General features: G+C 61.5%; 19 protein-coding genes. 7 read left to right on the forward strand and 12 right to left on the reverse strand.

What is annotated here, in order from left to right; translation table 11 throughout:
• Positions 1-24 precede the first annotated feature (24 nt).
• Together J3P84_RS19910 and J3P84_RS19915 are read right to left on the reverse strand one after the other, a co-directional pair.
• On the reverse strand, positions 25-624 hold the full coding sequence (locus J3P84_RS19910) for an FMN-dependent NADH-azoreductase (protein WP_434625363.1): 600 nt from the start codon (positions 622-624) through the stop codon (positions 25-27).
• 150 nt (positions 625-774) lie between these two features.
• Positions 775-1,089, reverse strand: a complete 315-nt coding sequence (locus tag J3P84_RS19915) for a 3-phosphoglycerate kinase (RefSeq protein WP_305496159.1) — start codon at positions 1,087-1,089, stop codon at positions 775-777.
• A gap of 50 nt (positions 1,090-1,139) precedes the next feature.
• On the opposite strand from J3P84_RS19915, the gene J3P84_RS19920 reads away from it, so the two are divergent.
• The 4 genes from J3P84_RS19920 (at position 1,140) to J3P84_RS19935 (ending at position 5,367) form a co-directional block, all read left to right on the forward strand.
• Complete coding sequence (locus J3P84_RS19920; protein ID WP_305496160.1) at positions 1,140-2,063, forward strand: LysR family transcriptional regulator; 924 nt, start codon at positions 1,140-1,142, stop codon at positions 2,061-2,063.
• A gap of 14 nt (positions 2,064-2,077) precedes the next feature.
• Positions 2,078-2,881, forward strand: coding sequence for an alpha/beta fold hydrolase (locus tag J3P84_RS19925; protein ID WP_434625366.1), 804 nt, complete (start codon positions 2,078-2,080; stop codon positions 2,879-2,881).
• A 4-nt stretch (positions 2,882-2,885) separates the two neighbouring features.
• On the forward strand, positions 2,886-3,449 hold the full coding sequence (locus J3P84_RS19930) for a peptidylprolyl isomerase (RefSeq protein ID WP_434625368.1): 564 nt from the start codon (positions 2,886-2,888) through the stop codon (positions 3,447-3,449).
• An 85-nt stretch (positions 3,450-3,534) separates the two neighbouring features.
• Positions 3,535-5,367: an ABC transporter ATP-binding protein gene (locus J3P84_RS19935; RefSeq protein WP_434569451.1), complete on the forward strand. Its 1,833-nt coding sequence runs from the start codon at positions 3,535-3,537 to the stop codon at positions 5,365-5,367.
• A gap of 165 nt (positions 5,368-5,532) precedes the next feature.
• Here J3P84_RS19935 and J3P84_RS19940 read toward each other — a convergent pair whose 3' ends face one another.
• The 5 genes from J3P84_RS19940 to aceK form a co-directional block, all read right to left on the reverse strand.
• A complete protein-coding gene (locus tag J3P84_RS19940; RefSeq protein ID WP_434625370.1) occupies positions 5,533-6,657 on the reverse strand; it encodes a GNAT family N-acetyltransferase in 1,125 nt (374 codons plus the stop codon).
• 139 nt (positions 6,658-6,796) lie between these two features.
• The gene (locus J3P84_RS19945; protein ID WP_305496166.1) at positions 6,797-8,107 is read right to left on the reverse strand and encodes an OprO/OprP family phosphate-selective porin; all 1,311 of its coding nucleotides are present in this window, start codon (positions 8,105-8,107) and stop codon (positions 6,797-6,799) included.
• A 293-nt stretch (positions 8,108-8,400) separates the two neighbouring features.
• Positions 8,401-9,522: a beta-ketoacyl-ACP synthase III gene (locus J3P84_RS19950; RefSeq protein WP_434603076.1), complete on the reverse strand. Its 1,122-nt coding sequence runs from the start codon at positions 9,520-9,522 to the stop codon at positions 8,401-8,403.
• 326 nt (positions 9,523-9,848) lie between these two features.
• Complete coding sequence (hrpA, locus tag J3P84_RS19955; RefSeq protein ID WP_434625373.1) at positions 9,849-13,760, reverse strand: ATP-dependent RNA helicase HrpA; 3,912 nt, start codon at positions 13,758-13,760, stop codon at positions 9,849-9,851.
• Between the two features lie 269 nt (positions 13,761-14,029).
• Positions 14,030-15,751 carry a bifunctional isocitrate dehydrogenase kinase/phosphatase gene (gene aceK / locus J3P84_RS19960; protein ID WP_434625375.1) on the reverse strand — a complete coding sequence of 574 codons (1,722 nt, stop codon included), beginning with the start codon at positions 15,749-15,751 and terminating at the stop codon, positions 14,030-14,032.
• A gap of 131 nt (positions 15,752-15,882) precedes the next feature.
• Between aceK and J3P84_RS19965 the strand changes: the two genes are divergently transcribed.
• Positions 15,883-16,791, forward strand: a complete 909-nt coding sequence (locus tag J3P84_RS19965) for a DMT family transporter (protein WP_434625377.1) — start codon at positions 15,883-15,885, stop codon at positions 16,789-16,791.
• A 114-nt stretch (positions 16,792-16,905) separates the two neighbouring features.
• Here the strand turns inward: J3P84_RS19965 and J3P84_RS19970 are convergent, their stop codons facing one another.
• The 3 genes from J3P84_RS19970 to cysK all read right to left on the reverse strand — a co-directional run bounded on the left by J3P84_RS19970 (position 16,906) and on the right by cysK (position 20,367).
• Entirely contained in the window at positions 16,906-17,769 is an 864-nt protein-coding gene (locus tag J3P84_RS19970) for a DMT family transporter (RefSeq protein WP_434625379.1), read from the reverse strand.
• 335 nt (positions 17,770-18,104) lie between these two features.
• Positions 18,105-19,043, reverse strand: coding sequence for an aspartyl/asparaginyl beta-hydroxylase domain-containing protein (locus J3P84_RS19975; protein ID WP_434631442.1), 939 nt, complete (start codon positions 19,041-19,043; stop codon positions 18,105-18,107).
• A gap of 349 nt (positions 19,044-19,392) precedes the next feature.
• The gene (gene cysK / locus J3P84_RS19980) at positions 19,393-20,367 is read right to left on the reverse strand and encodes a cysteine synthase A (protein ID WP_434569459.1); all 975 of its coding nucleotides are present in this window, start codon (positions 20,365-20,367) and stop codon (positions 19,393-19,395) included.
• Between the two features lie 126 nt (positions 20,368-20,493).
• Here cysK and J3P84_RS19985 point away from each other — a divergent pair, with 126 nt between their 5' ends.
• The gene (locus tag J3P84_RS19985; protein ID WP_434603071.1) at positions 20,494-21,570 is read left to right on the forward strand and encodes a DUF748 domain-containing protein; all 1,077 of its coding nucleotides are present in this window, start codon (positions 20,494-20,496) and stop codon (positions 21,568-21,570) included.
• Here J3P84_RS19985 and J3P84_RS19990 read toward each other — a convergent pair.
• Positions 21,567-22,067: a DUF2442 domain-containing protein gene (locus J3P84_RS19990; protein ID WP_434625382.1), complete on the reverse strand. Its 501-nt coding sequence runs from the start codon at positions 22,065-22,067 to the stop codon at positions 21,567-21,569. The genes J3P84_RS19985 and J3P84_RS19990 overlap by 4 nt on opposite strands.
• Entirely contained in the window at positions 22,055-22,285 is a 231-nt protein-coding gene (locus J3P84_RS19995; RefSeq protein ID WP_434631445.1) for a DUF4160 domain-containing protein, read from the reverse strand. Before J3P84_RS19995 ends, J3P84_RS19990 begins: the two co-directional genes overlap by 13 nt.
• Before the next feature lie 199 nt (positions 22,286-22,484).
• Here J3P84_RS19995 and J3P84_RS20000 point away from each other — a divergent pair, with 199 nt between their 5' ends.
• Positions 22,485-23,330, forward strand: coding sequence for an AAA family ATPase (locus J3P84_RS20000; protein WP_304550908.1), 846 nt, complete (start codon positions 22,485-22,487; stop codon positions 23,328-23,330).
• The last annotated feature ends 25 nt before the right edge of the window (positions 23,331-23,355 follow it).

The following is a 23,355-nucleotide window of genomic DNA, read 5'->3' on the forward strand; positions in this document are numbered from 1 at the left end:
TGGCGATTACCCGAGGATTAACGCTCAGGCCACTTGGGATAGCTTGGCGTTGGCCTGGTTCAGGCCCTTCTCCTGGAAGTCGCCGCCCAGGTTCATGCCTTCGGCATGGATGAAGGTCACGTCGTGGATACCGATGAAGCCCATGACTTGGCGCAGGTACGGTTCCTGGTGATCGGTGCTGCCACCGGCGTGAATGCCGCCGCGGGCGGTGAGCACGAAAGCGCGCTTGCCGGTCAATAGCCCCTGGGGACCGGTGGGGGTGTACTTGAAGGTCACGCCGGCGCGCAGCACGTGGTCGAGCCAGGCTTTCAAGGTGCTCGGGATGGCGAAGTTGTACATCGGCGCGGCCATCACCAGAACATCGGCGGCGAGCAGCTCATCGGTCAGCTGGTTGGAGCGCTCCAGGGAGGCGTTCTCGAGGTCGTTGCGCTGCTCGGTCGGTTTCATCCAGCCCCCCAGCAGATGGGCGTCCAGGTGCGGAACAGGGTTGACTGCCAGGTCGCGAACGCTGATCTCATCGGCCGGATGCGCGGCTTTCCACTGGCTGATGAAGGTCTGGGTCAGTTGACGGGAAACCGAGTCTTGCTGGCGGGCACTGCTTTCGATGATCAGAACGCGGGACATGGCTTGTAGGCTCCATCTGAGAATGTTGTAAGTCGATGGAGTGAAGGTTAAGCGCGATCATATCGATGAAAAAGCGCAAATAATTGCTGCAAAACATCGATTATTTCGTTTATAAGCGGAGCACGCCTTGTGACGCTGCCCCGCCGCTGGTTATTTCGGCTTGCAGGTCAGCTCGATGCGCAGCTTGATGATGTTGCGGTTGAACTTGGCGGTGGCGTTCTTGAACTTGCCGGCGGCGACTTCGATCTTGCGGGTTCGCGGCGCTTCGGGGCCGTTGCGAAACACCACGCTGCACGCCGCGTCGGTGCTGCCGTAGTTGTTGACCTGGATCGAGCCGATGTCGGCATCGGTGTCGTAGGCGGTGTAGTCGATGCTCAAGCCGTTGAGGTGTTTTTCCACGTCGATCGGGTAGGCAAAGGCACTCAGCGGCAGCAGGGCCAGCAGCGCACAACAGATTTTTTTCATTCGGCAGTCTCCACGAGGGGACCGCCAGCTTAGGACAAGAGGAGCTCAATATGAAAGCGCCCCGCGTGACCCTTGATCAATGGCGAACGTTGCAGGCGGTGGTGGACCATGGTGGTTTCGCCCAGGCCGCCGAAGTACTGCACCGCTCTCAGTCATCGGTGAGCTACACCGTGGCCCGCATGCAGGATCAGCTCGGCGTGCCGTTGCTGCGTATCGACGGACGCAAGGCCGTGCTGACCGAAGCCGGCGGCGTGCTGCTGCGCCGCTCCCGGCAACTGGTGAAACAGGCCAGCCAGCTGGAAGACCTGGCCCACCACATGGAGCAGGGTTGGGAAGCTGAAGTGCGCCTGGTGGTCGACGCGGCCTACCCCACTGCCCGCCTCGTCCGCGCCCTGACCGCATTCATGCCGCAGAGCCGGGGCTGCCGGGTAAGGCTGCGCGAAGAAGTCTTGTCCGGTGTCGAAGAGGTACTGCTCGAAGGCGTCGCCGACCTGGCCATCAGCGGCTTCAGCATTCCCGGTTACCTGGGCGCGGAACTGAGCGATGTCGAATTCGTCGCGGTGGCCCATCCCGAGCACGCCCTGCACCGACTCAACCGCGAGCTGACGTTCCAGGACCTGGAGAGCCAGCTGCAAGTGGTGATCCGCGACTCCGGTCGCCAGCAGCCGCGCGATGTCGGCTGGCTCGGCGCCGAACAGCGCTGGACCGTGGGGAGCCTGGCCACCGCCGCGACATTCGTCGGCAGCGGCCTGGGCTTTGCCTGGCTGCCCCGGCACATGATCGAGCGAGAACTCAGGGAGGGCACGCTCAAACGTCTACCCTTGGATCAGGGCGCCAGCCGCAACCCGAGCTTCTACCTGTATTCGAACAAGGAAAAGCCCCTGGGACCGGCCACGCAGATTCTCATCGAGCTGCTGCGCACCTTCGATACCGCGCCGCTGGATGCGCCGTTCGCTGCCCCTGAACAAGCCTGACAAGGATCTCGCCGATGGCCTTTTTCGAACATGAAGGTTGCAGCCTGCACTATGAGGAATATGGCCACGGCACACCGCTGGTGCTGGTCCACGGGTTGGGCTCCAGCACGCGCGACTGGGAAAAGCAGATTCCCGTGTTGTCGCGCCACTACCGCCTGATCGTGATGGATGTGCGCGGCCACGGCCGCTCCGACAAGCCGCGCGAGCACTACAGCATCGCGGGCTTCAGCGCCGACCTGGGCGCCCTGATCGAGCACCTCGATCTCGGCCCGGTGCACCTGGTGGGCTGGTCCATGGGCGGCATGATCTGTTTCCAGCTGGCCGTGGACGAACCCGCACGGGTCAGGAGCCTGTGCATCGTCAACAGTGCCCCTGAAGTCAAAGTCCGTACGCCCGACGATTGCTGGCAATGGTTCAAGCGCTGGAGCCTGATGCGCCTGCTGAGCCTGGAAACCATCGGCAAGGCCCTCGGCGAGAAGTTGTTCCCCAAGCCCGAACAAACCGAACTGCGCCTGGAGATGGCCCGGCGTTGGGCAGAGAACGACAAACGTGCCTATCTCGCCAGTTTCGACGCCATTGTCGGCTGGGGCGTGCAGGAACGCCTGGCGCAAATTGCCTGTCCAACCCTCATTATCTGCGCCGACCACGACTACACCCCGGTGGCGCTGAAAGAGGCCTATGTAAAACTGCTGCCTGACGCACGACTGGCAGTCATCGCCGATTCACGGCACGCTACGCCCCTGGATCAACCCGAACGCTTCAACCAGACCCTGCTCGAATTCTTGACCGCAACCGACTTCACTACCCAGGATCACTGAACCCATGCTGAAAAAAATCGCCCTCGCCGCCGGCACCGTACTGTTTGCTGCCAACCTGATGGCCGCCACGCCGGCCAAGGCACCACACGTCCTGCTGGACACCACCAACGGCCAGATCGAAATCGAACTGGACCCGGTCAAGGCGCCCATCAGTACCAAGAATTTCCTTGAGTACGTCGACAGCGGCTTCTACAACAACACGATTTTCCATCGCGTCATTCCGGGCTTCATGGCTCAGGGCGGCGGTTTCACCCAGCAGATGCAGCAGAAAGACACCAAGCCACCGATCAAGAACGAAGCCAGCAATGGCCTGCATAACGTTCGCGGCACCTTGTCGATGGCCCGTACATCCAACCCGGATTCGGCCACCAGCCAGTTCTTCATCAACGTGGCCGACAACGCCTTCCTCGACCCGGGCCGCGACGCCGGCTACGCGGTATTCGCCAAGGTGGTCAAGGGCATGGACGTGGTGGACATCATCGTCAACTCCCAGACCACCACCAAATCAGGCATGCAAAACGTGCCGGTCGATCCTGTGATCATCAAGTCGGCCAAGCGCATCGACTGAACCCACAGGGCAAGCCTGAGCGGCGCCGGCTACCCCGCGCCGCCCACCGCAAAAAAGGAGAGCCCCCGCCCGGGCTATGTACCCCATGGTTTACCGCCGTTTTGAAAAACTGATCGACATCTTCCGCGACGCCCCGACCTCGGCCCCGCCGAACCGCGTCCTGCCCTTCTACACGTATTACCTGAAACAGGTCTGGCCCAGCTTCGCCGCACTGCTGGTGGTCGGCCTGATCGGCGCGCTGATCGAAGTGGCGCTGTTCAGCTACCTGAGCCGCATCATCGACCTGACCCAGGCCACGCCCAACACCGACTTCTTCAAGCTGCACGGCCTCGAGCTGGCCTGGATGGCGGTGGTCGCACTGGTGTTCCGGCCGATCTTCGTGGCCCTGCATGACCTGCTGGTGCACCAGACCCTGAGCCCGAGCATGACCAGCCTGATCCGCTGGCAAAACCACAGCTACGTGCTCAAGCAGAGCCTGAATTTCTTCCAGAACGACTTCGCCGGGCGCATTGCCCAGCGCATCATGCAGACCGGCAACTCCCTGCGCGACTCGGCGGTACAGGCCGTGGATGCGTTGTGGCACGTGCTGATCTACGCCATCAGCTCACTGGTGCTGTTCGCCGAAGCCGACTGGCGCCTGATGATCCCGCTGCTGGCCTGGATCGCTGCCTACATCGGCGCGCTCTGCTACTTCGTGCCACGGGTCAAGGAACGCTCCGTGGTGTCCTCCGATGCGCGCTCCAAGCTCATGGGCCGGATCGTCGACGGCTACACCAACATCACCACCCTGAAGCTGTTCGCCCACACCAACTTCGAACAGCAATACGCTCGCGAAGCCATCGAGGAACAGACCGAGAAAGCCCAGTTGGCCGGCCGCGTGGTGACGAGCATGGACGTGGTCATCACCAGCATGAACGGGCTGCTGATCGTCGGCACCACGGCCCTGGCGCTGTGGTTGTGGACCCAGTCGCTCATCAGCGTCGGCGCCATTGCCCTGGCCACCGGCCTGGTGATCCGCATCGTCAACATGTCCGGCTGGATCATGTGGGTGGTCACCGGCATTTTCGAAAACATCGGCATGGTCCAGGACGGCTTGCAGTCTATCTCCCAGCCGGTCAGCGTCACCGACCGCGAGCAGGCCAAGCCGCTCGCGGTAGCCCGTGGCGAGGTGCGTTTCGAGCATGTGGATTTCCACTACGGCAAGAAAAGCGGCGTCATCAGCGACCTGAACCTGACCATCAGGCCCGGCGAAAAAATCGGCTTGATCGGGCCGTCCGGCGCGGGTAAATCCACGCTGGTGAACCTGCTGCTACGCCTCTATGACGTGCAGGGCGGACGCATCCTCATCGACGGCCAGGACATTGCCCATGTCGGGCAGGAAAGCCTGCGCGAACGCATCGGCATGATCACCCAGGACACCTCGCTGCTGCACCGCTCGATCCGCGACAACCTGCTTTACGGCAAGCCCGACGCCACCGACGCGCAACTCTGGGAAGCGGTGCACAAGGCCCGTGCCGATCAGTTCATCCCGTTGCTGTCGGACGCCGAAGGCCGCAGCGGTTTCGATGCGCATGTCGGTGAGCGCGGCGTGAAGCTCTCCGGTGGCCAGCGCCAACGCATCGCCATCGCCCGGGTATTGCTCAAGGATGCGCCGATCCTGATCATGGACGAAGCGACCTCCGCGCTGGATTCGGAAGTCGAAGCGGCGATCCAGGAAAGTCTCGAGACGCTGATGCAAGGCAAGACCGTGATCGCCATCGCCCACCGCCTCTCGACGATCGCCCGGATGGACCGGCTGGTGGTGCTGGAAAACGGCCACATCGCCGAGACCGGCAGTCATGCCGAGCTGTTGGCCCATGGCGGGCTGTATGCGCGGCTCTGGCAGCATCAGACGGGTGGATTTGTCGGGATTGATTAAACCCGGAGTCCGCACAAAACCCGTGGCGAGGGAGCTTGCTCCCGCTGGGGTGCGCAGCGCCCCCCTTGGGGCCCGGTCCAGCTTCATGGTTGGATTCAGATTTTTTGGGGCTGCTGCGCAGCCCAGCGGGAGCAAGCTCCCTCGCCACGGGGTTTCATAACATTCTCAGCACTGCCGATACGGCAATGCTGTCCTGGCCTCTTCGGCATACGCCAGCACGCCCTCATGCTCACGCACGAGGAAATCCGCCACCGCCGCCTTCAGGCCCGGATGGCGCAAGTAATGCCACGAGCGGGTAATCACCGGCTCGAACCCACGAATCAATTTATGCTCGCCCTGGGCTCCGGCGTCAAAGCGCTGCAGGCCGTTGGCGATCGCATAGTCCATGCCCTGGTAGAAACACGTCTCGAAGTGCAGGCGATCGAACTCCGCGAGACAGCCCCAGTAACGGCCGTAAAAACTGTCGCCACCGACCAGGCTGAATGCCATCGCCACCGGCCGCGAACCTTGCTTGGCCAGGACCACGCGAATGGCTTCGGGCATGCGCTCGGCCAGCAGGCTGAAGAATGTCCGGGTCAGATAAGGTGCTTGCCGACGCACCGCATAGGTATTGGCGTAACAGGCGTAGACAAAATCCCATTGCGCCTCGTCCAGTTGATGGCCTTCGAGCCACTCGAACTCGATGCCCTGCCCTGCCACTTGCTCGCGCTCCTTGCGCATCTGCTTGCGCTTGCGGGAACTGAGCGCATCAAGGAAATCCTGGAAATCCCGATAGCCGCGATTCTGCCAGTGATACTGGCAACCGATCCGCTGCAGCCAACCGTCCTGACCGGCCAGCGCCGCATCGGTAAAGGCATCGGTGAAGTTGATGTGAGCGCTGGAAAGCCCTTCGATTTCCAGATAACCCGGCAGGCTGCCGAGCAATTCCAGACCGTCCTCCAATGACGCCGCCAGCAGCCGCGGCCCGCTGACCGGACTGAACGGCACCGCTGTCAACAGCTTGGGGTAATAGTCGATGCCCGCCCGGGCACAGGCGTCGGCCCAACCATGATCGAACACGTACTCGCCGTAGGAATGCCACTTGCGGTAACTGGGCAGGGCCGCCAGCAGCCGTCCGTCTTCCATGTGCAACAGGTGCTCGGGCTGCCAACCGGAATGCGCACCCAGGCTGGCACTGTCTTCAAGTGTGCTTAAAAAAGCGTGGCGCAGGAACGGTTGATTGGCGGGCACCAACGCGTCCCACTCGGGTGACGCGATGGCGGACAGGTTGTCCAGGACGTGAAGCGGCATGCGGTTCCTCGATATCCAGGCGGCGGATTACCCGAGTATCGCCGATCCAGGCCTGTCGGGCATAAAAAAACCCCGCCAGAGGCGGGGTTCAAAGGAGCGTAACGGATGAAAGTGGAGCGGTGTATCAGGTCAAAGCGATTTAGAACACGTACTGGGCACGCACGACCACACCTTTGCCGTCGTCGTCGCCGTTGACGTTGGTCACGTTGTCGGTCTTGGCCTTGACGTAAGCGGCAGAGATCTTCACCGCTTCGTTGGCGTACCAGTTGACGCCCAGGTTGTGCACCTTGGCTTCGGCGTCGCCCACATCACGGGTCGCGGTGGCGGTGGTGATGTTGTCGTCTTCGACGGTCATGCTGTCGTAGCGATAGAACAGTTCCCAGGCGCCGATGGATTTGTTGGCAGGCTTGATCGAATCGAATTTGCCGATTTTGTAACCGCGCGCCTCGCCAGTGAGGGTGTAGGCGCCCTGCACGTAGAAACCATGGCCCTTGAGGTCTTCGAAGGCGCTGTCGTCAGCCTTGGTCTTGCGGGTGATGTATTCACCCTGGATCGACGCAGGCCCCATGGCGAACGCGGCTTCCAGGCCGAAAGCGGTGTCGGTGTCGTAGGAGCCGGCCGGCGAGTTGTTCGCGCCACCCAGTACCGGACGGTTGCCGTTAGGACCGGCATCGTTGCCGCCCAGGGTCTCGACACCACGCATGCCCAGACGGGAGCGATAACGCGCGTCGAACGCGGTGTCCGAAACGTCACGCGAGGCCACGTTCACACCGAAGTGCAGCACGTTGCCGGCGTCGTGCATCGGAGCGAATACGAAACGACCGTTGGCTTGCTTGATGCTGTTGCCGTCGGTGTCGTCGGTATCTTTGCTGAACACGCCAGCCGAGGCATAGAACGAGTCGGCGAAGACGCCGGAGGCTTGCAGGCCCAGGCCGTTCTGGTGGCCGTTGGCCCAGTCGATCAGGTCGTAGGCGGCGTTACGCTCAGGCGCGGTGACCCACTTGGAGCTGGTGGCTTTTTCCAGGCCGAAGTCCGGGTCGAAACGACCAACCTTGATCGACACCGGCTTGAAGCCGTTGTAGGCCAGGGAGGCTTCGTCGAAGTAGCCGTTGTCGGAATCGCCGCTGTTGTGGGAGAAATCGTAGTTGATGGTGTAGGCCCAGTCCGTGTACAGCACACCGGACAGCTCCAGGAAGCCGCGGCGGATGTAAGCGGCATCAGCCTTGTCGCCGTTGTCGGTGTAGATCCCGTCGAACTGGCTGTAGTCAGCCTGCAAACGACCGCCGAGCTTGAAGCTGAACTCTTTGTCAGTGGTAGCGACCTCCAGGCCGCCCTTGGTCTTGACCACGATATCGGCGCCGTCGGTGGTTACGGTGCCGGCGAAAGCCTGGGCGGTTACTGCCATTGCCAGAGCGCTGGCGGCAAAACCTGCGAAGTGCTTACGGATCATCGAAGAATTCCCCTAGTTGGTAGTCTATGCGTTAGAAAACACGCGGAACTGGGCCCGCTGGTGTTGGGAGGGGATCTTGGCGATGGGTTGTGTCAGGCGAGTTGCTATCACATAAAGATTTTATGACAGCGGAACTTTTTACTTCGAAAGGGAATAACAGATTTTCTGCAAAACCTGTGGGAGCGAGCCTGCTCGCGAAAGCGGTAAGTCAGTCAACGTTGCATTGACTGGTCCGCCGCCTTCGCGAGCAGGCTCGCTCCCACAGGAACAGCGCTAGTGCTCTGAACGAGGGATCAGCGCTTGCGCAGGATCACGCTGCCGATCGAGTAGCCAGCGCCAAACGAGCTGAGCACCGCGACCGAGCCGCTGGGCAGGTCGTCCTGGTACAGGTGAAAGGAAATCACCGAACCCGCCGAGCTGGTGTTGGCGTAGCGGTCGAGAATCACCGGAGCTTCTTCCTCGCTGGCTTCGCGCCCCAGCAGCTTGCGCACGATCAGCTGGTTCATGCTCAGGTTGGCCTGATGCAGCCAGAAACGCTTCACTTCGCCGACGTTCAGCTGGTTTTCCTGCAAGTGAGCGCCAATCAATTCGGCGACCATCGGGCAGACGTCGCGGAACACCTTGCGGCCTTCCTGGACGAACAGTTTGTCCCGCGTGCCGATGCCCTCTTCCGCCGCGCGGTTGAGGAAGCCGAAGTTGTTGCGGATGTTGTTGGAGAACTTGGTGAGCAGCTTGGTGCTGACCACGTCGAACTGGTACGGCGATGTCGCCTGGTCCGCCCGCTCGATGATCACCGCCGTGGCTGCGTCGCCGAAGATGAAATGGCTGTCGCGGTCACGGAAATTCAAGTGGCCGGTGCACACTTCCGGGTTGACCATCAGGATCGCCCGGGCCTGGCCCAGCTGTACGCTGTTGGCGGCGGCCTGGATGCCGAAGGTCGCCGAAGAACAGGCCACGTTCATGTCGAAACCGAACCCTTCGATACCCAAAGCTTCCTGGACTTCGATGGCAATGGCCGGATAGGGACGCTGCAGGTTGGAACAGGCAACGATCACGCCGTCGATGTCAGCGGCGCTGCGACCGGCGCGCTCAAGCGCCTGTTTCGCGGCGCCGACGGCCATTTCGCAAAGCACCGACCATTCTTCGTTGGAGCGCTCCGGCAGGCGCGGCGTCATGCGCTTGGGATCGAGAATACCGTCCTTGTCCATCACGAAACGACTCTTGATGCCTGAAGCCTTTTCGATGAAGGCCGCATTGGACTCGGTCAATGCCTCGACTTCGCCGCGCTCGATGGCGTCGGCGTTGTCGGCGTTGAACTGCGCGACATAGGTATTGAAAGACTGCACCAGCTCTTCATTGGAGATGCTGTTGGCCGGGGTGTACAGGCCGGTGCCGCTGATGACGACGTTATGCATGGTCGTGTCTCTGATCTGTTCAGGCAGAAAGTATTGGCACCGACGTACCAACACGCAAAGGGTCTTTCCCATCCCGTGGGAGCAGACCTGGCATCGCTTTATTCCGATCCGCCCGTGGCATTGAAGCCAAAACCACGGGACCGGCATTTATAGGCGCGAAGTTTGCCATAAACGCTGGCGTTTGGCCCATTCTCCCTTTCACCAGGCATGAAACCTGTGGGAGCGAGCTTGCTCGCGATAGCGGTGGTTCAGCTTGCATGTATGTTGACTGATACGCCGCCATCGCGAGCAAGCTCGCTCCCACAGGGTTATGCGGCGTTACTCCATCAGCCCTCCACCAACCCCCACTGCTTGCTCAGGCGTTTGTCGGAAATCGGCACCTTGGTGCCCAGTTGCTGGGCGAACAGCGATACGCGGTATTCCTCCAGCCACCAGCGGTACAGTTCCAGCTGCGGATCGCGCTTGCCTTCCTGGGCATGCTTGCTGGCGCGGGCCTGGTATTGCGCCCAGAGGTTGGACAGCTCGCCGCTCCAGACCCGGTCCTTCTGTACCTGGCTGCCGAGCTTCTCGAAGCGTTGCTCGATAGCCTTGAGGTAGCGCGGCAGTTCCTTGAGCCATTGATGCGGGGTTTCACGCACAAAGCCCGGGTACACCAGGTGGCTGAGCTGCTGCTTGATGTCGTTCAGCGCCACGGCCTGGGCCAGGTCGATCTTGCCCTTGAAGCGTTTTTGCAGGCCGTGCCAGAGTTTCAGGATATCCAGGGTCAGCCTGGCCAGGCGTTCGGCATGCTCGGTCCAGCCGCCACGCTTGCGTTCGGCCAGGGCCGCCAGCGCGGCGCCGTCGCGTGGCAGGCTCGGCTCGCCTTCGAGGACGCAACTGTCGAGGCTTGCCAGCAGGATGTCTTCCACCAGACCGTCGATGCGCCCAAGTTCGCGATACAGCAGGCCCAGTTCGGTCAGGCCCGGCAGCTTGCCGCGAAGGAATTTCGCCGTTTCGGCCAGTTGCTGCATGAGCAAGCGTTGCAAGGCGCGGCGATGCTGGAACTCGGCTTCGGCCGGGGTCGGGAAACGCCCTTCCTTGACGACGCCGCCCTCTTCCACCAGCGCCGGGTACACCGTCATCGACAGCCCGGCGATCTTCTGTTGGGTTTTTTCCGCCACCGGCGCGAAGACTTTCGCCTCCACCGGTTCCTGGCTCTTCGCCGTTTGTGGCACGGCCAGGGCCGCCTGGCTGGCTTCGGCAAAACGCGCGGTCAGCTCAGCAACATCGCGGCCTTCGCCAAGGAACTTGCCTTGGCCGTCGACGATCTCCAGATTCATGCGCAAATGGCTTTCCACCTGCTGCGCCGCCTCCGCCCAGGCTTCGTCGCTGACCCGCGCGCCGGTCATGCGCAGCAGCTCCCGCCCCAGGGATTGCGGCAGCGAGCCGTCGGCGAAAGTGATGCGCTGCAGCGCCGCCTTGACGAAGTCCGGCACCGGCACGAAGTTCTTGCGCAGAGCCTTGGGCAGGTTGCGCACCAGGGCGATGCACTTGGCCTCGATCATCCCCGGCACCAGCCATTCCAGGCGCTCCGGCGGCAACATAGGCAACAGCGGCGCCGGTACCCGCAGCGTCACGCCATCGCGCGGGTGGTTGGGCTCGAAGTGATAGCTCAACGGCAAGGTCAGGTCGCCGACGCGCAAGGTGTCGGGATACAGATTGGCCGTCACCTCGCTGGCCTCGCGAGCGAGCACGTCTTCTTCGCGCATGATCAGCAGCTGCGGGTCTTTCTGGCTGTTGATCCGGTACCAGCTATCGAACGTCGCGGTCTGGTGGATCTCGGCGGGCAGGCGTGCATCGTAGAAGGCGAAGAGGGTTTCCTCGTCTGCCAGGATGTCGCGGCGACGAGCCTTGGCCTCGAGCTCGTCAAGCTGCTCCAGCAATCGGGTGTTGGCGCTCAGGCACTTGGCCCGGGACTGGATTTCGCCACGCACCAGCGCCTCGCGGATGAACAGTTCGCGGGACACCACCGGGTCCACCGGCCCGTAGTGCACCGGCCGGCGACCGACCACGATCAGCCCGAACAAGGTGATCTGCTCGTAAGCCACCACCTGCCCGCGCTTCTTCTCCCAATGGGGTTCGAAGTGGTTTTTCTTGATCAGGTGCCCGGCCAGCGGTTCGATCCAGTCCGGTTCGATCTTCGCCACCATGCGCGCATACAACTTGGTGGTTTCCACCAGCTCGGCGGTCATCAGCCACTGCGGGCGCTTCTTGCCCAGCCCGGACGAGGGATGGACCCAAAAGCGTCGCTGCCGCGCACCGAGGTAATCGCCGTCCTCGGTTTTCTGGCCGATCTGGCTCAACAGGCCCGAGAGCACCGCCTTGTGCAGTTTCGGATAATCGGCCGGTTCCTTATTGAGGCTCAACTGCATGTCGCGGCAGATCAGGCTCAACTGGCGATGGGAATCGCGCCATTCGCGTAGGCGCAAGTAATTCAGGAAGTTCTTGCGGCACCAGTTACGCAGGGGGCTGGCGGTCAGGGCCTGGCGCTGCTCTTCAAAGCCGCGCCACAGATTGACCAGCCCGGCGAAGTCCGAGTCCGCGTCCTTCCATTGCGCGTGGGCCTGGTCGGCGGCCTGCTGGCGCTCGGGCGGGCGTTCGCGCGGATCCTGGATCGACATGGCACTGGCAACGATCAGGACTTCCTGGAGGCTGCCCAGTTTCGCCGCTTCCAGCAACATGCGGCCCATGCGCGGGTCCACCGGCAAGCGCGCCAACTGGCGCCCCAACGGCGTCAGCTGGCTGTTGCGGTCCACCGCCGAGAGTTCTTGCAGGAGGTTGAAACCGTCGCTGATGGCCTTGCCATCCGGCGGCTCGATAAATGGAAAGTCAGTGATCTCGCCGAGACGCAGATGCAGCATCTGCAGGATCACCGCCGCCAGGTTGGTGCGCAGGATCTCCGGATCGGTAAACTCGGGCCGGCCAAGGAAATCCTCTTCGCTGTACAAGCGCACGCAAATCCCCGGCTCGACTCGTCCGCAGCGGCCCTTGCGCTGGTTGGCGCTGGCCTGGGAAATGGCTTCGATGGGCAGGCGCTGGACCTTGGCGCGGTAGCTGTAGCGGCTGATGCGCGCGGTGCCGCTGTCGATCACGTAGCGGATGCCCGGCACGGTCAGCGACGTTTCGGCGACGTTGGTCGCCAGCACCACGCGCCGGCCCGGGTGGGACTGGAAGATACGCTGTTGTTCGGCCGGCGACAGCCGCGCGTACAACGGCAGGATTTCAGTGTGTTTGAGCTGGGCCTTGCGCAGCATTTCCGCCGCGTCGCGAATCTCCCGCTCGCCCGGCAGGAACACCAGCACATCGCCGGGGCTGCGCCGCTCGCTGCGCTCATGGGCGGCAATTTCATCGAGGGTGGCGAGGATCGCCTGGTCGACGGTCAAGTCGTCCTCGACCCGATTGCCCTCCTCGTCCTGCTCCAGCGTCAACGGGCGATACCAGGTCTCCACTGGAAAGGTACGGCCCGAGACTTCGACGATCGGCGCGTCATCGAAGTGCTTGGAGAAGCGTTCCAGGTCGATGGTCGCCGAGGTGATGATCACCTTCAGGTCCGGACGGCGCGGCAACAGGGTCTTGAGGTAGCCGAGCAGGAAATCGATGTTGAGGCTGCGTTCGTGGGCCTCGTCGACGATGATCGTGTCGTAGCGTTCGAGGTAGCGATCGTTCTGGGTCTCGGCCAGCAGGATACCGTCGGTCATCAGTTTGATCAGCGTGTTGGCATCGCTCTGGTCCTCGAAGCGCACCTGGTAACCCACCAATGCCCCCAACGGCGTGCCAAGCTCTTCGGCGACCCGGCTCGCCACGCTGCGGGCGGCGATCCGGCGTGGTTGGGTGTGGCCGATCAAGCCATGCTGGCCGCGACCGATTTCCAGGCAGATTTTCGGTAACTGGGTGGTTTTACCCGAGCCGGTTTCGCCGGCGATGATCAACACCTGATGCTTGAGCAGCGCCTCTTTGATCTCGTCGCGCTTGGCCGCGATCGGCAAGTTGTCATCGTAGCGAATCGACGGCACGCTCGCCTTGCGCGCCAGCACCTGGTCGCACGATGCCTGCATGCGCGTCACCCACTGGGCCAGCTTGGCCTCGTCGGGTTTCTTGCGCAGCTCGAGCAACTGCCGCCGCAACCGGTGACGGTCGGCGAGCATGGCGTGATCGAGGTTCTTCAGCAGTTTGTCGATAGCGGGGGCTTGGTCAGTCATCAGGTACGCAGGGGTCGTCGGTGTGAGCAAGGGGGCGATTGTCGCAGATTTGCGCACCGGACGCCGAGCGCTAGCGCTTTTGTGGCGAGGGAGCTTGCTCCCGCTGGGGTGCGAAGCAGCCCCCAGCTGTATTCGCCACCGCGATGTGACGGACAGAACGCAGGGGCCTGCTGCGCAGTCCAGCGGGAGCAAGCTCCCTCGCCACAAAAGCCAGAGACCACACCACAGACTATAAGCCGCAGGCCACAGGGGCTTTGTTTGCCGGGCGATTATTCGCTGTCCAGGTCCTTGCGCCGATACGGAAACACATCGATCACCTTCCCCGCCCGAATCGCCTCTTGCAGGCCCTTCCAGTAATCGGCGTTGTACAGCTCGCCATGCAACTGGTCGAAGAGCTTGCGCTGCCCGGCGTCGGCGAACAGGAACGGCGGAAACTCTTCGGGGAAGACGTCTAGCGGCCCGATGGAATACCAGGGCTCGGAGGCCATCTCGTCTTCCGGTGTACGCGGCTGCGGGATGTGGCGAAAATTGGCTTCGGTCAGGAAGCAGATTTCATCGTAGTCGTAGAACACCACGCGACCATGGCGGGTCACGCCGAAGTTCTTCAGCAGCATGTCGCCGGGGAAGATATTGGCCGCCGCCAGCTGCTTGATCGCCAGGCCATAATCCTCCAGCGCCTCGCGTACCTGGGCCTCGTTGGCGTTTTCCAGATAGAGGTTCAGCGGCGTCATCCGGCGTTCGGTCCAGCAGTGGCGAATCAGCACCGTGTCGCCTTCCACCGACACCGTGGACGGCGCCACTTCCAGCAATTCTTCCAGGCAGGCCGGTTCGAATTTACTCAAGGGAAAACGGAAGTCGGCGAACTCCTGGGTGTCGGCCATGCGCCCGACCCGGTCGACGCTTTTCACCAGTCGATACTTCTCGATCACTGTGGCCCGGTCGACGTTTTTCGACGGCGAGAAGCGGTCCTTGATGATTTTGAAGACCGTGTTGAAGCCCGGCAGGGTAAACACGCTCATGACCATGCCGCGCACGCCCGGGGCCATGATGAACTGGTCGTCGGTATTCGCCAGGTGGTTGATCAGCGCCCGGTAGAACTCCGATTTGCCGTGCTTGTAGAAACCGATGGACGTGTACAACTCGGCGATGTGCTTGCCCGGCAGGATGCGCTTGAGAAAGCCGATGAATTCCGCGGGCACCGGCACATCCACCATGAAATACGAGCGGGTAAACGAGAAGATGATCGACACCTGCGCCTCGTCGGTAATCAGCGCGTCGATCTGGATGCCACGCCCTTCACGATGCAGCAGCGGGATCACCAGCGGCCATTGGTCGTCACGGGTGTAGATGCGCCCCACCAGGTAGGCGCCCTTGTTGCGGTAGAGCACCGAGGAGAACAACTCCACCGTCAGTTCCGGATCCTTGCAGACCCAATCCGGCAGGTTCTCCCGCAGTTGGCTTTCGAGGCGCTGCAGGTCGCCGGGCAGGTCGGCGTAGTCCTCGCTGAAGCGATAGTCGGCGAAAATCGCCGCCAGCATCCTGTCCAGTTGCCCCTGGGGTTTGTAGGTCCGGGTCTGGGCCGCACGGGCACGGCGCAGGCTCGGCCGGGTGGTGTGGATGAACATGGTGCCGTCGCTGATCAGGTCATGGCTGAACAGGCCGCAGAAGATCGAGTTGTACCAGGTCTCCGACAGCTCATCGTCAAAACGCAGGTCGATCAGGCTGATATAGGCGCTTTTCACCAGCGGCCAGCAACCGACATCCATCAAGGCCTCGGCATCGAAGGTGTTGCGCAGCCTGGCCACGGTTTCGAAGACTTTTTCTTCATACAAGTTGATGCGCGCCGCCGACGCCGCTTGCGCCTCCTGCCACTGCGCCTGCTCGAACCGGGCACGGGCGCCATCGGTGATGTGCCGGAATTGCTCACGGTAATCATCGAAGCCGTCGAGAATCGAACGGGCGATATCGGTGGCGGGCCATGGCTGCGACATAGGGAAAACCTCGGCGGGTCATGCTTGTTATTGGCGACTGAGCTTAGAGGCCAACCGAGCGGCAACGCAACCATTGCCATCGGTGTTTGGCGGGGCGACACTTGCGGCCCGATCAAGGAAGGACGCATCTCGTGAATCTCGTCGACACCCTGCGCTTGCTGTCGCTGGCCGCCATCTGGGGGGCCAGCTTCCTGTTCATGCGCATCATCGCCCCGGTGATTGGCACGATTCCTACGGCTTTTTTCCGCGTTTCCATTGCCTTCGTCGGCCTGCTGGTCATTCTTGCGCTGATGCGTATCGACTGGAATTTTCGCGGCAAGCTGAAAGCGGTGATGGTGCTGGGCCTGATCAACTCGGGCATTCCGGCAACGTTCTATTCCCTTGCCGCCCAGGTGTTGCCGGCCGGTTATTCAGCAATCTTCAACGCCACCACACCGTTGATGGGCGTGCTGATTGGCGGGTTGTTTTTCAGCGAGCAACTCACCGTGGCCAAGGTCAGCGGGGTGTTCCTCGGCCTGTTCGGCGTTGGCATCCTGACCGGTGCCGGCCCGGTGGCATTCGACCACCAGTTACTGATGGGTGCCCTCGCCTGTCTGCTCGCCACCACTTGCTATGGTTTTGCCGGTTTCCTCACCCGTCGTTGGCTCGACCATCAAGGTGGGCTGGACAGCCGCCTATCCGCCCTGGGCAGCATGTTCGGCGCCACGGTTTTCCTGTTGCCGTTGTTCGGTTACAGCGTCATCAGCCAACCGCCGGCCAGTTGGGGCGGCTGGAGCGTCTGGCTATCGTTGCTGGGGCTGGGCCTGGTGTGCACCGCGCTGGCATACATTCTGTATTTCCGCTTGCTCAGCTCTATCGGTCCGGTCAAATCCATGACAACGACCTTTTTGATCCCGCCGTTCGGCGTGCTGTGGGGCGCGTTGTTGCTGGATGAGCCGTTGGGGATGGCGCATTTGTATGGCGGGGTGTTGATTGCGGCGGCGTTGTGGCTGGTGTTGAAGCCTGGCGGGGCGAAACCGGCTGAGGTGTCTGGCCGGTAGCACATCGGTGTGATTGACTCCGCCATCGCGAGCAAGCTCGCTCCCACAACGGGCTGCGCATAACCCTGTGGGAGCGAGCTTGCTCGCGATAGCGGTATGACAGTTACCGAAGCTCTAGCGGACTTTACGGAACACAAACACCAACCCGACGATGATCAGCACCATGCCCAGCAGGCTCAATAACGCCAGCCGGTTGCCGAACACCAGGTAGTCCATGATCGCCGTCACTGCCGGCACCAGGTAGAACAGGCTGGTGACGTTGACGAGGTTGCCCCGGGCGATCAAGCGGTAAAGCAACAAGGTCGCCAACACCGACACCACCAGCCCCATCCACAACACCGGCACGATGAACCCCGCATTGTGCTCGAAGTGAAACGGTTGAAACGGCACGAACACCATGCACAGTACGAGCCCGGCCAGGTACTGCACCGGCAATGTACCAAGGGGATTGTCGGTGATGCGCTTCTGCATGATCGAACCTGCCGTCATGCTCACCAGCGCCAGCAACCCGCACAGCATGCCCGTCAACGACATGCCGGCCAGGCCAATGCCTTGGTACACCACCATGATCAAGCCCACCAGGCCCAGCGCCAGGCCGAACATCCGTTGCCAGGAACGCTCGCGCTCCATGAGCACCACGGTGAGGATCGGTTGTACGCCCATCAACGTGGCCATCACACCGGGCGTAACGTTCAATTGCAGCGCCAGCAGATAGAAAATCTGATAGGCACCCAACAACACCAGGCCGGTCGCCGCCGCGTACAGCATCGGCTTGCCAGCCTTCGGCAGCTTGAACTTCAACAGCGGGATCAACAGCACCAGCGCGCACAGCGCAAGCGCAAAACGGATCAGCAGGAAAGCGAAGGGTGACGCGTGGGCCAGGCCCAGTTTGGAAAAGATCGCTCCGCTGCTCCACAACAAAACGAACAGGCTCGTGGAAGCCGTCGCCAATAAGGCGTTCTTGGAAAAGGAAAACATGAAAACCACCTGTAGTCAGGCAAAAAGCCAACTCAGCCGAAGCTGAAATCCAGTCGTTTTTTTCAGGCAGGCACAGGGGACGGCAACCGTTGCCGATCAGCCCCGAACGCCAACACCCGGCGGTGATACGCAGGCGTATACCGGTGAGCGACTGACAGGTGGAGGGTATTGACCGATCTGCTCAGGCTGCGGATTCCCGCACGGCACGACGCCAGCGTTGAACGCTGGAACCACAACCGCGGTGAATGGGAATGCAGGCATGAGCCGATCTCTTGAGGGATGGGTCCGAAGACCGAGCGCCGACTATAACCAGCGGCCGATGTGTAACGCAATGTTTAAACGAACAACCAGTAGCCCAGCGCCGTCAACACAGCCACCGCCAACACCGGTCGCATCACCCGATAGGCCTTGGGATGCCGGCGCTTGAATTGCTTGACTCGGCAGCTGATACCGTCGCTGAACGTCTTGCTCCAGGCATAGGCGCGGTTGATGCCGCCGACGTGCTCGTCGTCCAGGTTCTGCGGCGCGGTGGCTCGGCCGAGGAAGGCACTGATGGCGCGATTGAAACGAGTCATCAATGGGTTTTTGAGGGGACGCTCGATATCGCAGAACAGGATCACGCGCGTCTGGTCTGTTTCATTGCGGACCCAGTGCACATACGTTTCATCGAACATCACGTCTTCACCGTCACGCCAGGCGTAGACCTGCCCGTCGACGAAGATCCGGCAATCATCGGAGTTGGGAGTGGACAGCCCCAGGTGATAACGCAGCGAACCGGCGAATGGGTCACGATGGGGATTGAGATGGCTGCCCCCCGGCAACAGGGCAAACATCGCGCCCCGCACGTTGGGAATCCGGTTGACCAGCTCGACGGTCCGGGGGCACAACAACTCCGCCGATGGCAGCGGCTTGTCGTACCACTTGAGGTAGAAGCGCTTCCAGCCTTTCTTGAAGAACGAACCGAAACCGGCGTCGTTGTTTTTCTCGGCGGCGCGGATATAACCGTCGTCGAAAAGATGCATGGCTTCGTCGCGGATCACTTGCCAGTTTTCCTTGAGGACGTCCAGCTCAGGAAACTCGCGGCGATCCAGATAGGGTTTGGAGGGCACCTTGGAAAACAAGTACATCAAGGCGTTGTAAGGGGCAAACAACGCCGAGTGGTTGACGAACTGGCGCAACACCGGCAGACGCGCCTTGCCACGCAAATGCACAAAAAGCGTACTGCCCACAAACAGCAGCAACACCGAGGCCTTGGCGACAAACGAAACGCTCATTTCTTTCAACTCCTTGTTTGAATTGCGCAGCGCCATCAGCCCGACGCGGCGGCTGGCCATGTTAGATATCCTCGTGCAGATGAAACATTGTCAGACGTGACTGTTGAGGATTACGCAACAAAGCCCTTGTTAACACGCGTCAGCTGAACCTTGGCTGACGCATCGAACGATCTTCCACCTGCCCTCCAGAGGGCGAGATCTTTTTGTGGCGAGGGAGCCTTCCCCCGCTGGCGTGCGAAGCGCGCCCTGCAATCGGCGGCACGCCTCAATCCCGGGCGCCTGCTTCGCAGTCGAGCGGGAGCAAGCTCCCTCGCCACAAGAGCCTTCCCCCGCTAAATCCAGCGTTCAGTTACTGCTGAGTCTCCTGCTCGGTAAACAGGTCACTGAACAACATGCTCGACAGGTACCGTTCGCCCGAATCAGGCAGGATCACCACGATCGTCTTGCCCAGCATTTCCGGCTTCTCCGCCAGGCGCACCGCCACGGCCATGGCCGCGCCGCAGGAAATGCCGCAAAGGATGCCCTCTTCCTGCATCAGGCGCAGGGCCATGGCCTTGGACTCCTCATCGGTGACGCGCTCGACCTGATCGACAATCGACAGATCGAGGTTCTTCGGTACAAAACCCGCACCGATCCCCTGGATCTTGTGCGGGCTCGGCTTGATCTCCTGCCCCGCCATCGCCTGGGTAATCACCGGCGACGCCTCGGGCTCCACCGCCACCGACAGGATCGGTTTGCCGCAGGTGTTCTTGATATACCGCGAAACCCCGGTGATGGTTCCACCCGTGCCCACGCCCGCGACCAGCACGTCCACCGCGCCATCGGTATCGTTCCAGATCTCCGGACCGGTGGTTTTTTCGTGGATCGCCGGGTTCGCCGGATTATCGAACTGCTGCGGCATGAAATATTTCGACGGGTCGCTGGCGAGGATCTCGGCGGCCTTCTCGATGGCGCCCTTCATACCCTTGGCCGGCTCGGTGAGCACCAGCTCCGCGCCCAGCGCCTTGAGCACCTTGCGCCGCTCGATGCTCATGGACGCCGGCATGGTCAGCATCAGCTTGTAGCCACGGGCGGCGGCGACGAACGCCAGGCCAATGCCGGTATTGCCCGAGGTTGGCTCGACGATGGTCATGCCGGGCTTGAGACGACCTGAGCTTTCAGCGTCCCAGATCATGTTTGCACCGATCCGGCACTTGACCGAATAACCCGGGTTGCGCCCTTCGATCTTCGCCAGGATGGTCACGCCGCGCGGGGCGATGCGGTTGATCTGCACCAGTGGCGTATTGCCGATGGAATGGGCGTTGTCAGCGTATATACGACTCATGACCGGGTCCTTAATGCAGAGGGAATTTAGCGCTTAAAGGTAAGCCTGTTGCCAAAGGGCGTCCAGTTGCAGCGAACGTTCCAGTTGTTACGAGAGTCAATGGCTTTAACAACGGAGACTACTGACATGAAGCGTCGATACAGTTGGCCACTGTGGGCCTTCGTCGCCATCGTTGCACTGCTGGTGGCCGTGCATTTCGCGCTGCCTTATCTGGTGCGCGACTACCTGAACGATAAATTGGCGGACATGGGCGACTACCGCGGCCAGGTCAGCGATGTCGACCTCGCGCTCTGGCGCGGCGCCTACCGGATCAATGGCCTAAAAATCGTCAAGGTCGATGGCAAGATCCCGGTGCCATTCGTCGACGCGCCGCTGGTCGACCTGTCCGTGAGCTGGCACTCGCTCTGGTATGACCATGCGGTGGTCGCCGCCGTGGAGTTCACCCATCCCGAGGTCAACTTCGTTGACGGCGGGCCCAACCGGCAGAATTCCCAGACCGGCCGGGGTACCAATTGGCGTGAACAATTGAGCAAACTGATGCCCATCACCCTGAACGAGGTGCGGATCAGCGACGGCAAGGCCACGTTTCGCAACTTCAACTCCAAACCACCGGTCAATCTGCGAGCTACCAACGTCAACGCCAGCTTTTATAACCTGACCAATGTGGTCGACACCGAAGGCAAGCGCGACGCCCGTTTCGAAGGCAAGGCCCTGGTGGCCGAGCATGCGCCACTGGAAGTCCAGGCAACCTTCGATCCATTGAGCGACTTCGAGGATTTCGATTTCCGCCTGCGCGCCACCAACATCGAGCTCAAGCGCCTGAACGACTTTGCCGCGGCCTATGGCAAGTTCGACTTCAACGCCGGCCACGGCGACCTTGTAGTCGAGGCCGAAGCCGACAACGCCCGGCTCAGCGGTTACATCAAGCCACTGCTTCGCGATGTGGACGTGTTCGACTGGCAACAGGACGTCGAAAACAAGAACAAGAACATCTTCCGTTCGGTCTGGGAAGCCTTGGTCGGCACGGGCGAAACCGCCCTGAAAAACCAGAGCAAGAACCAGTTCGCCACTCGCGTGGAGCTCAGCGGCAACGTGCACCAGCAGAACATCAGCGCCTTCGAAGCCTTCCTGCAGATTCTGCGCAACGGTTTCGTCCAGGCCTTCAATGCGCGTTATGAACAGCCGCCGCCCTCCAAAGACTAGGTCTTGGGAGTGACAACGTAGCGACCTTTTCGCTCCGCCACCGCCCGGCCCGTACCGCGCTGCAGAGAGTCCCAGCCCAGGCATGCAAGAGCCAGCGATCGCGGTACCGCCTCACGGCCGCTGCTGTAGCGAGTGATACTGCGAGGACTGACCCCCAGCGCTTCGGCCGCCTTGTTCAACGACAACCCGGTTCGGGCGCGCCAATCGATGAAAATACGGGTGTTTTCATCCGCGGCGTTCTGGGCCAATGCGTTGAAATACAAGGTGTCGGCGCCGATCTGGATATCCAGGTCCGGCCACTCCACACTCCAGCCGTCGTCGCCCAGGGCTGCGCCACCAAACGCACCGTCTTCAAGCAATGGCTGCAAGCCCGGATAACTTTGCACATCGGCGCTCAAGTCCAGCCTCAGTTGCTGACCGTCGATGAATGTCAGTTCGAGACTGAACGGCAATAAAGGCTGCACGGCCATTAGCCGCGGCCGTTTCATGGGTAGCATCGTTGCCAATCCTCCAGCAGTTGCGCCTGATGGGCCCGGACCCAGTCCAGCGCTTCCTTGATAATCAATGGCGGAGCGCGGCCCATCATGACTTCAACGGTTTCCAGGCTCAGGACGACATCCACTCCGCCACCGGTGAGGTGGACATGGGGAGGTGGATGATCCCTTTCCCGCAATTGGATGCGATAGGTATCTCTGAATCGATATTTAGTGGACATGCCATCGAATGTATCGCCGATTTGGCGATAGGCAATACTGGCAAGACGCCGAGACTGAGTCAACATGTGACGCCCCATTCAGAGACTGAATACAGCGTCTGCGTTCACAGTCGGCGGGGCCGCGCGTTATAGTCGGGCACGACATTTATTTCGCGCGCCCCGCCTCGCCGGGCCGGCGACACCGTTCGAGGATTTGCAGATGAAGTTCGAAGGCACCCGCGCCTACGTGGCCACCGATGACCTGAAACTGGCGGTGAACGCCGCCATCACCCTGGAACGGCCGTTGCTGGTCAAGGGCGAACCGGGCACCGGCAAGACCATGCTGGCCGAACAACTGGCGGAGTCCTTCGGCGCGCGCCTGATCACATGGCACATCAAGTCCACGACCAAGGCCCACCAGGGCCTGTACGAATACGATGCGGTCAGCCGCCTGCGGGATTCACAGCTGGGCGTGGACAAGGTCCACGACGTGCGCAACTACTTGAAGAAGGGCAAGCTCTGGGAAGCGTTCGAGTCCGAAGAGCGGGTCATCCTGCTGATCGACGAAATCGACAAGGCCGACATCGAGTTCCCCAACGACTTGCTGCAGGAACTCGACAAGATGGAGTTCTACGTCTACGAGACGGACGAAACCATCAAGGCCAAGCAGCGCCCGATCATCATCATTACCTCCAACAACGAAAAGGAACTGCCGGACGCCTTCCTGCGCCGCTGCTTCTTCCATTACATCGCCTTCCCCGACCGCGCCACCCTGCAGAAAATCGTCGACGTGCACTACCCGGACATCAAGAAAGACCTGGTCAGCGAAGCGCTGGACGTGTTCTTCGACGTGCGCAAGGTACCGGGCCTGAAGAAAAAACCTTCCACCTCCGAGCTGGTGGACTGGCTCAAGCTGCTGATGGCCGACAACATCGGCGAAGCGGTGCTGCGCGAGCGTGATCCGACCAAGGCTATCCCGCCGCTGGCCGGCGCCCTGGTCAAGAACGAACAGGACGTGCAATTGCTCGAGCGCCTGGCGTTCATGAGCCGTCGCGGCACTCGCTGATCCTCTTCGTCCAACAAGAGCGAGG

The sequence above is a fragment of the Pseudomonas sp. Z1-29 genome (assembly GCF_051131995.1).
Classification (GTDB): domain Bacteria; phylum Pseudomonadota; class Gammaproteobacteria; order Pseudomonadales; family Pseudomonadaceae; genus Aquipseudomonas.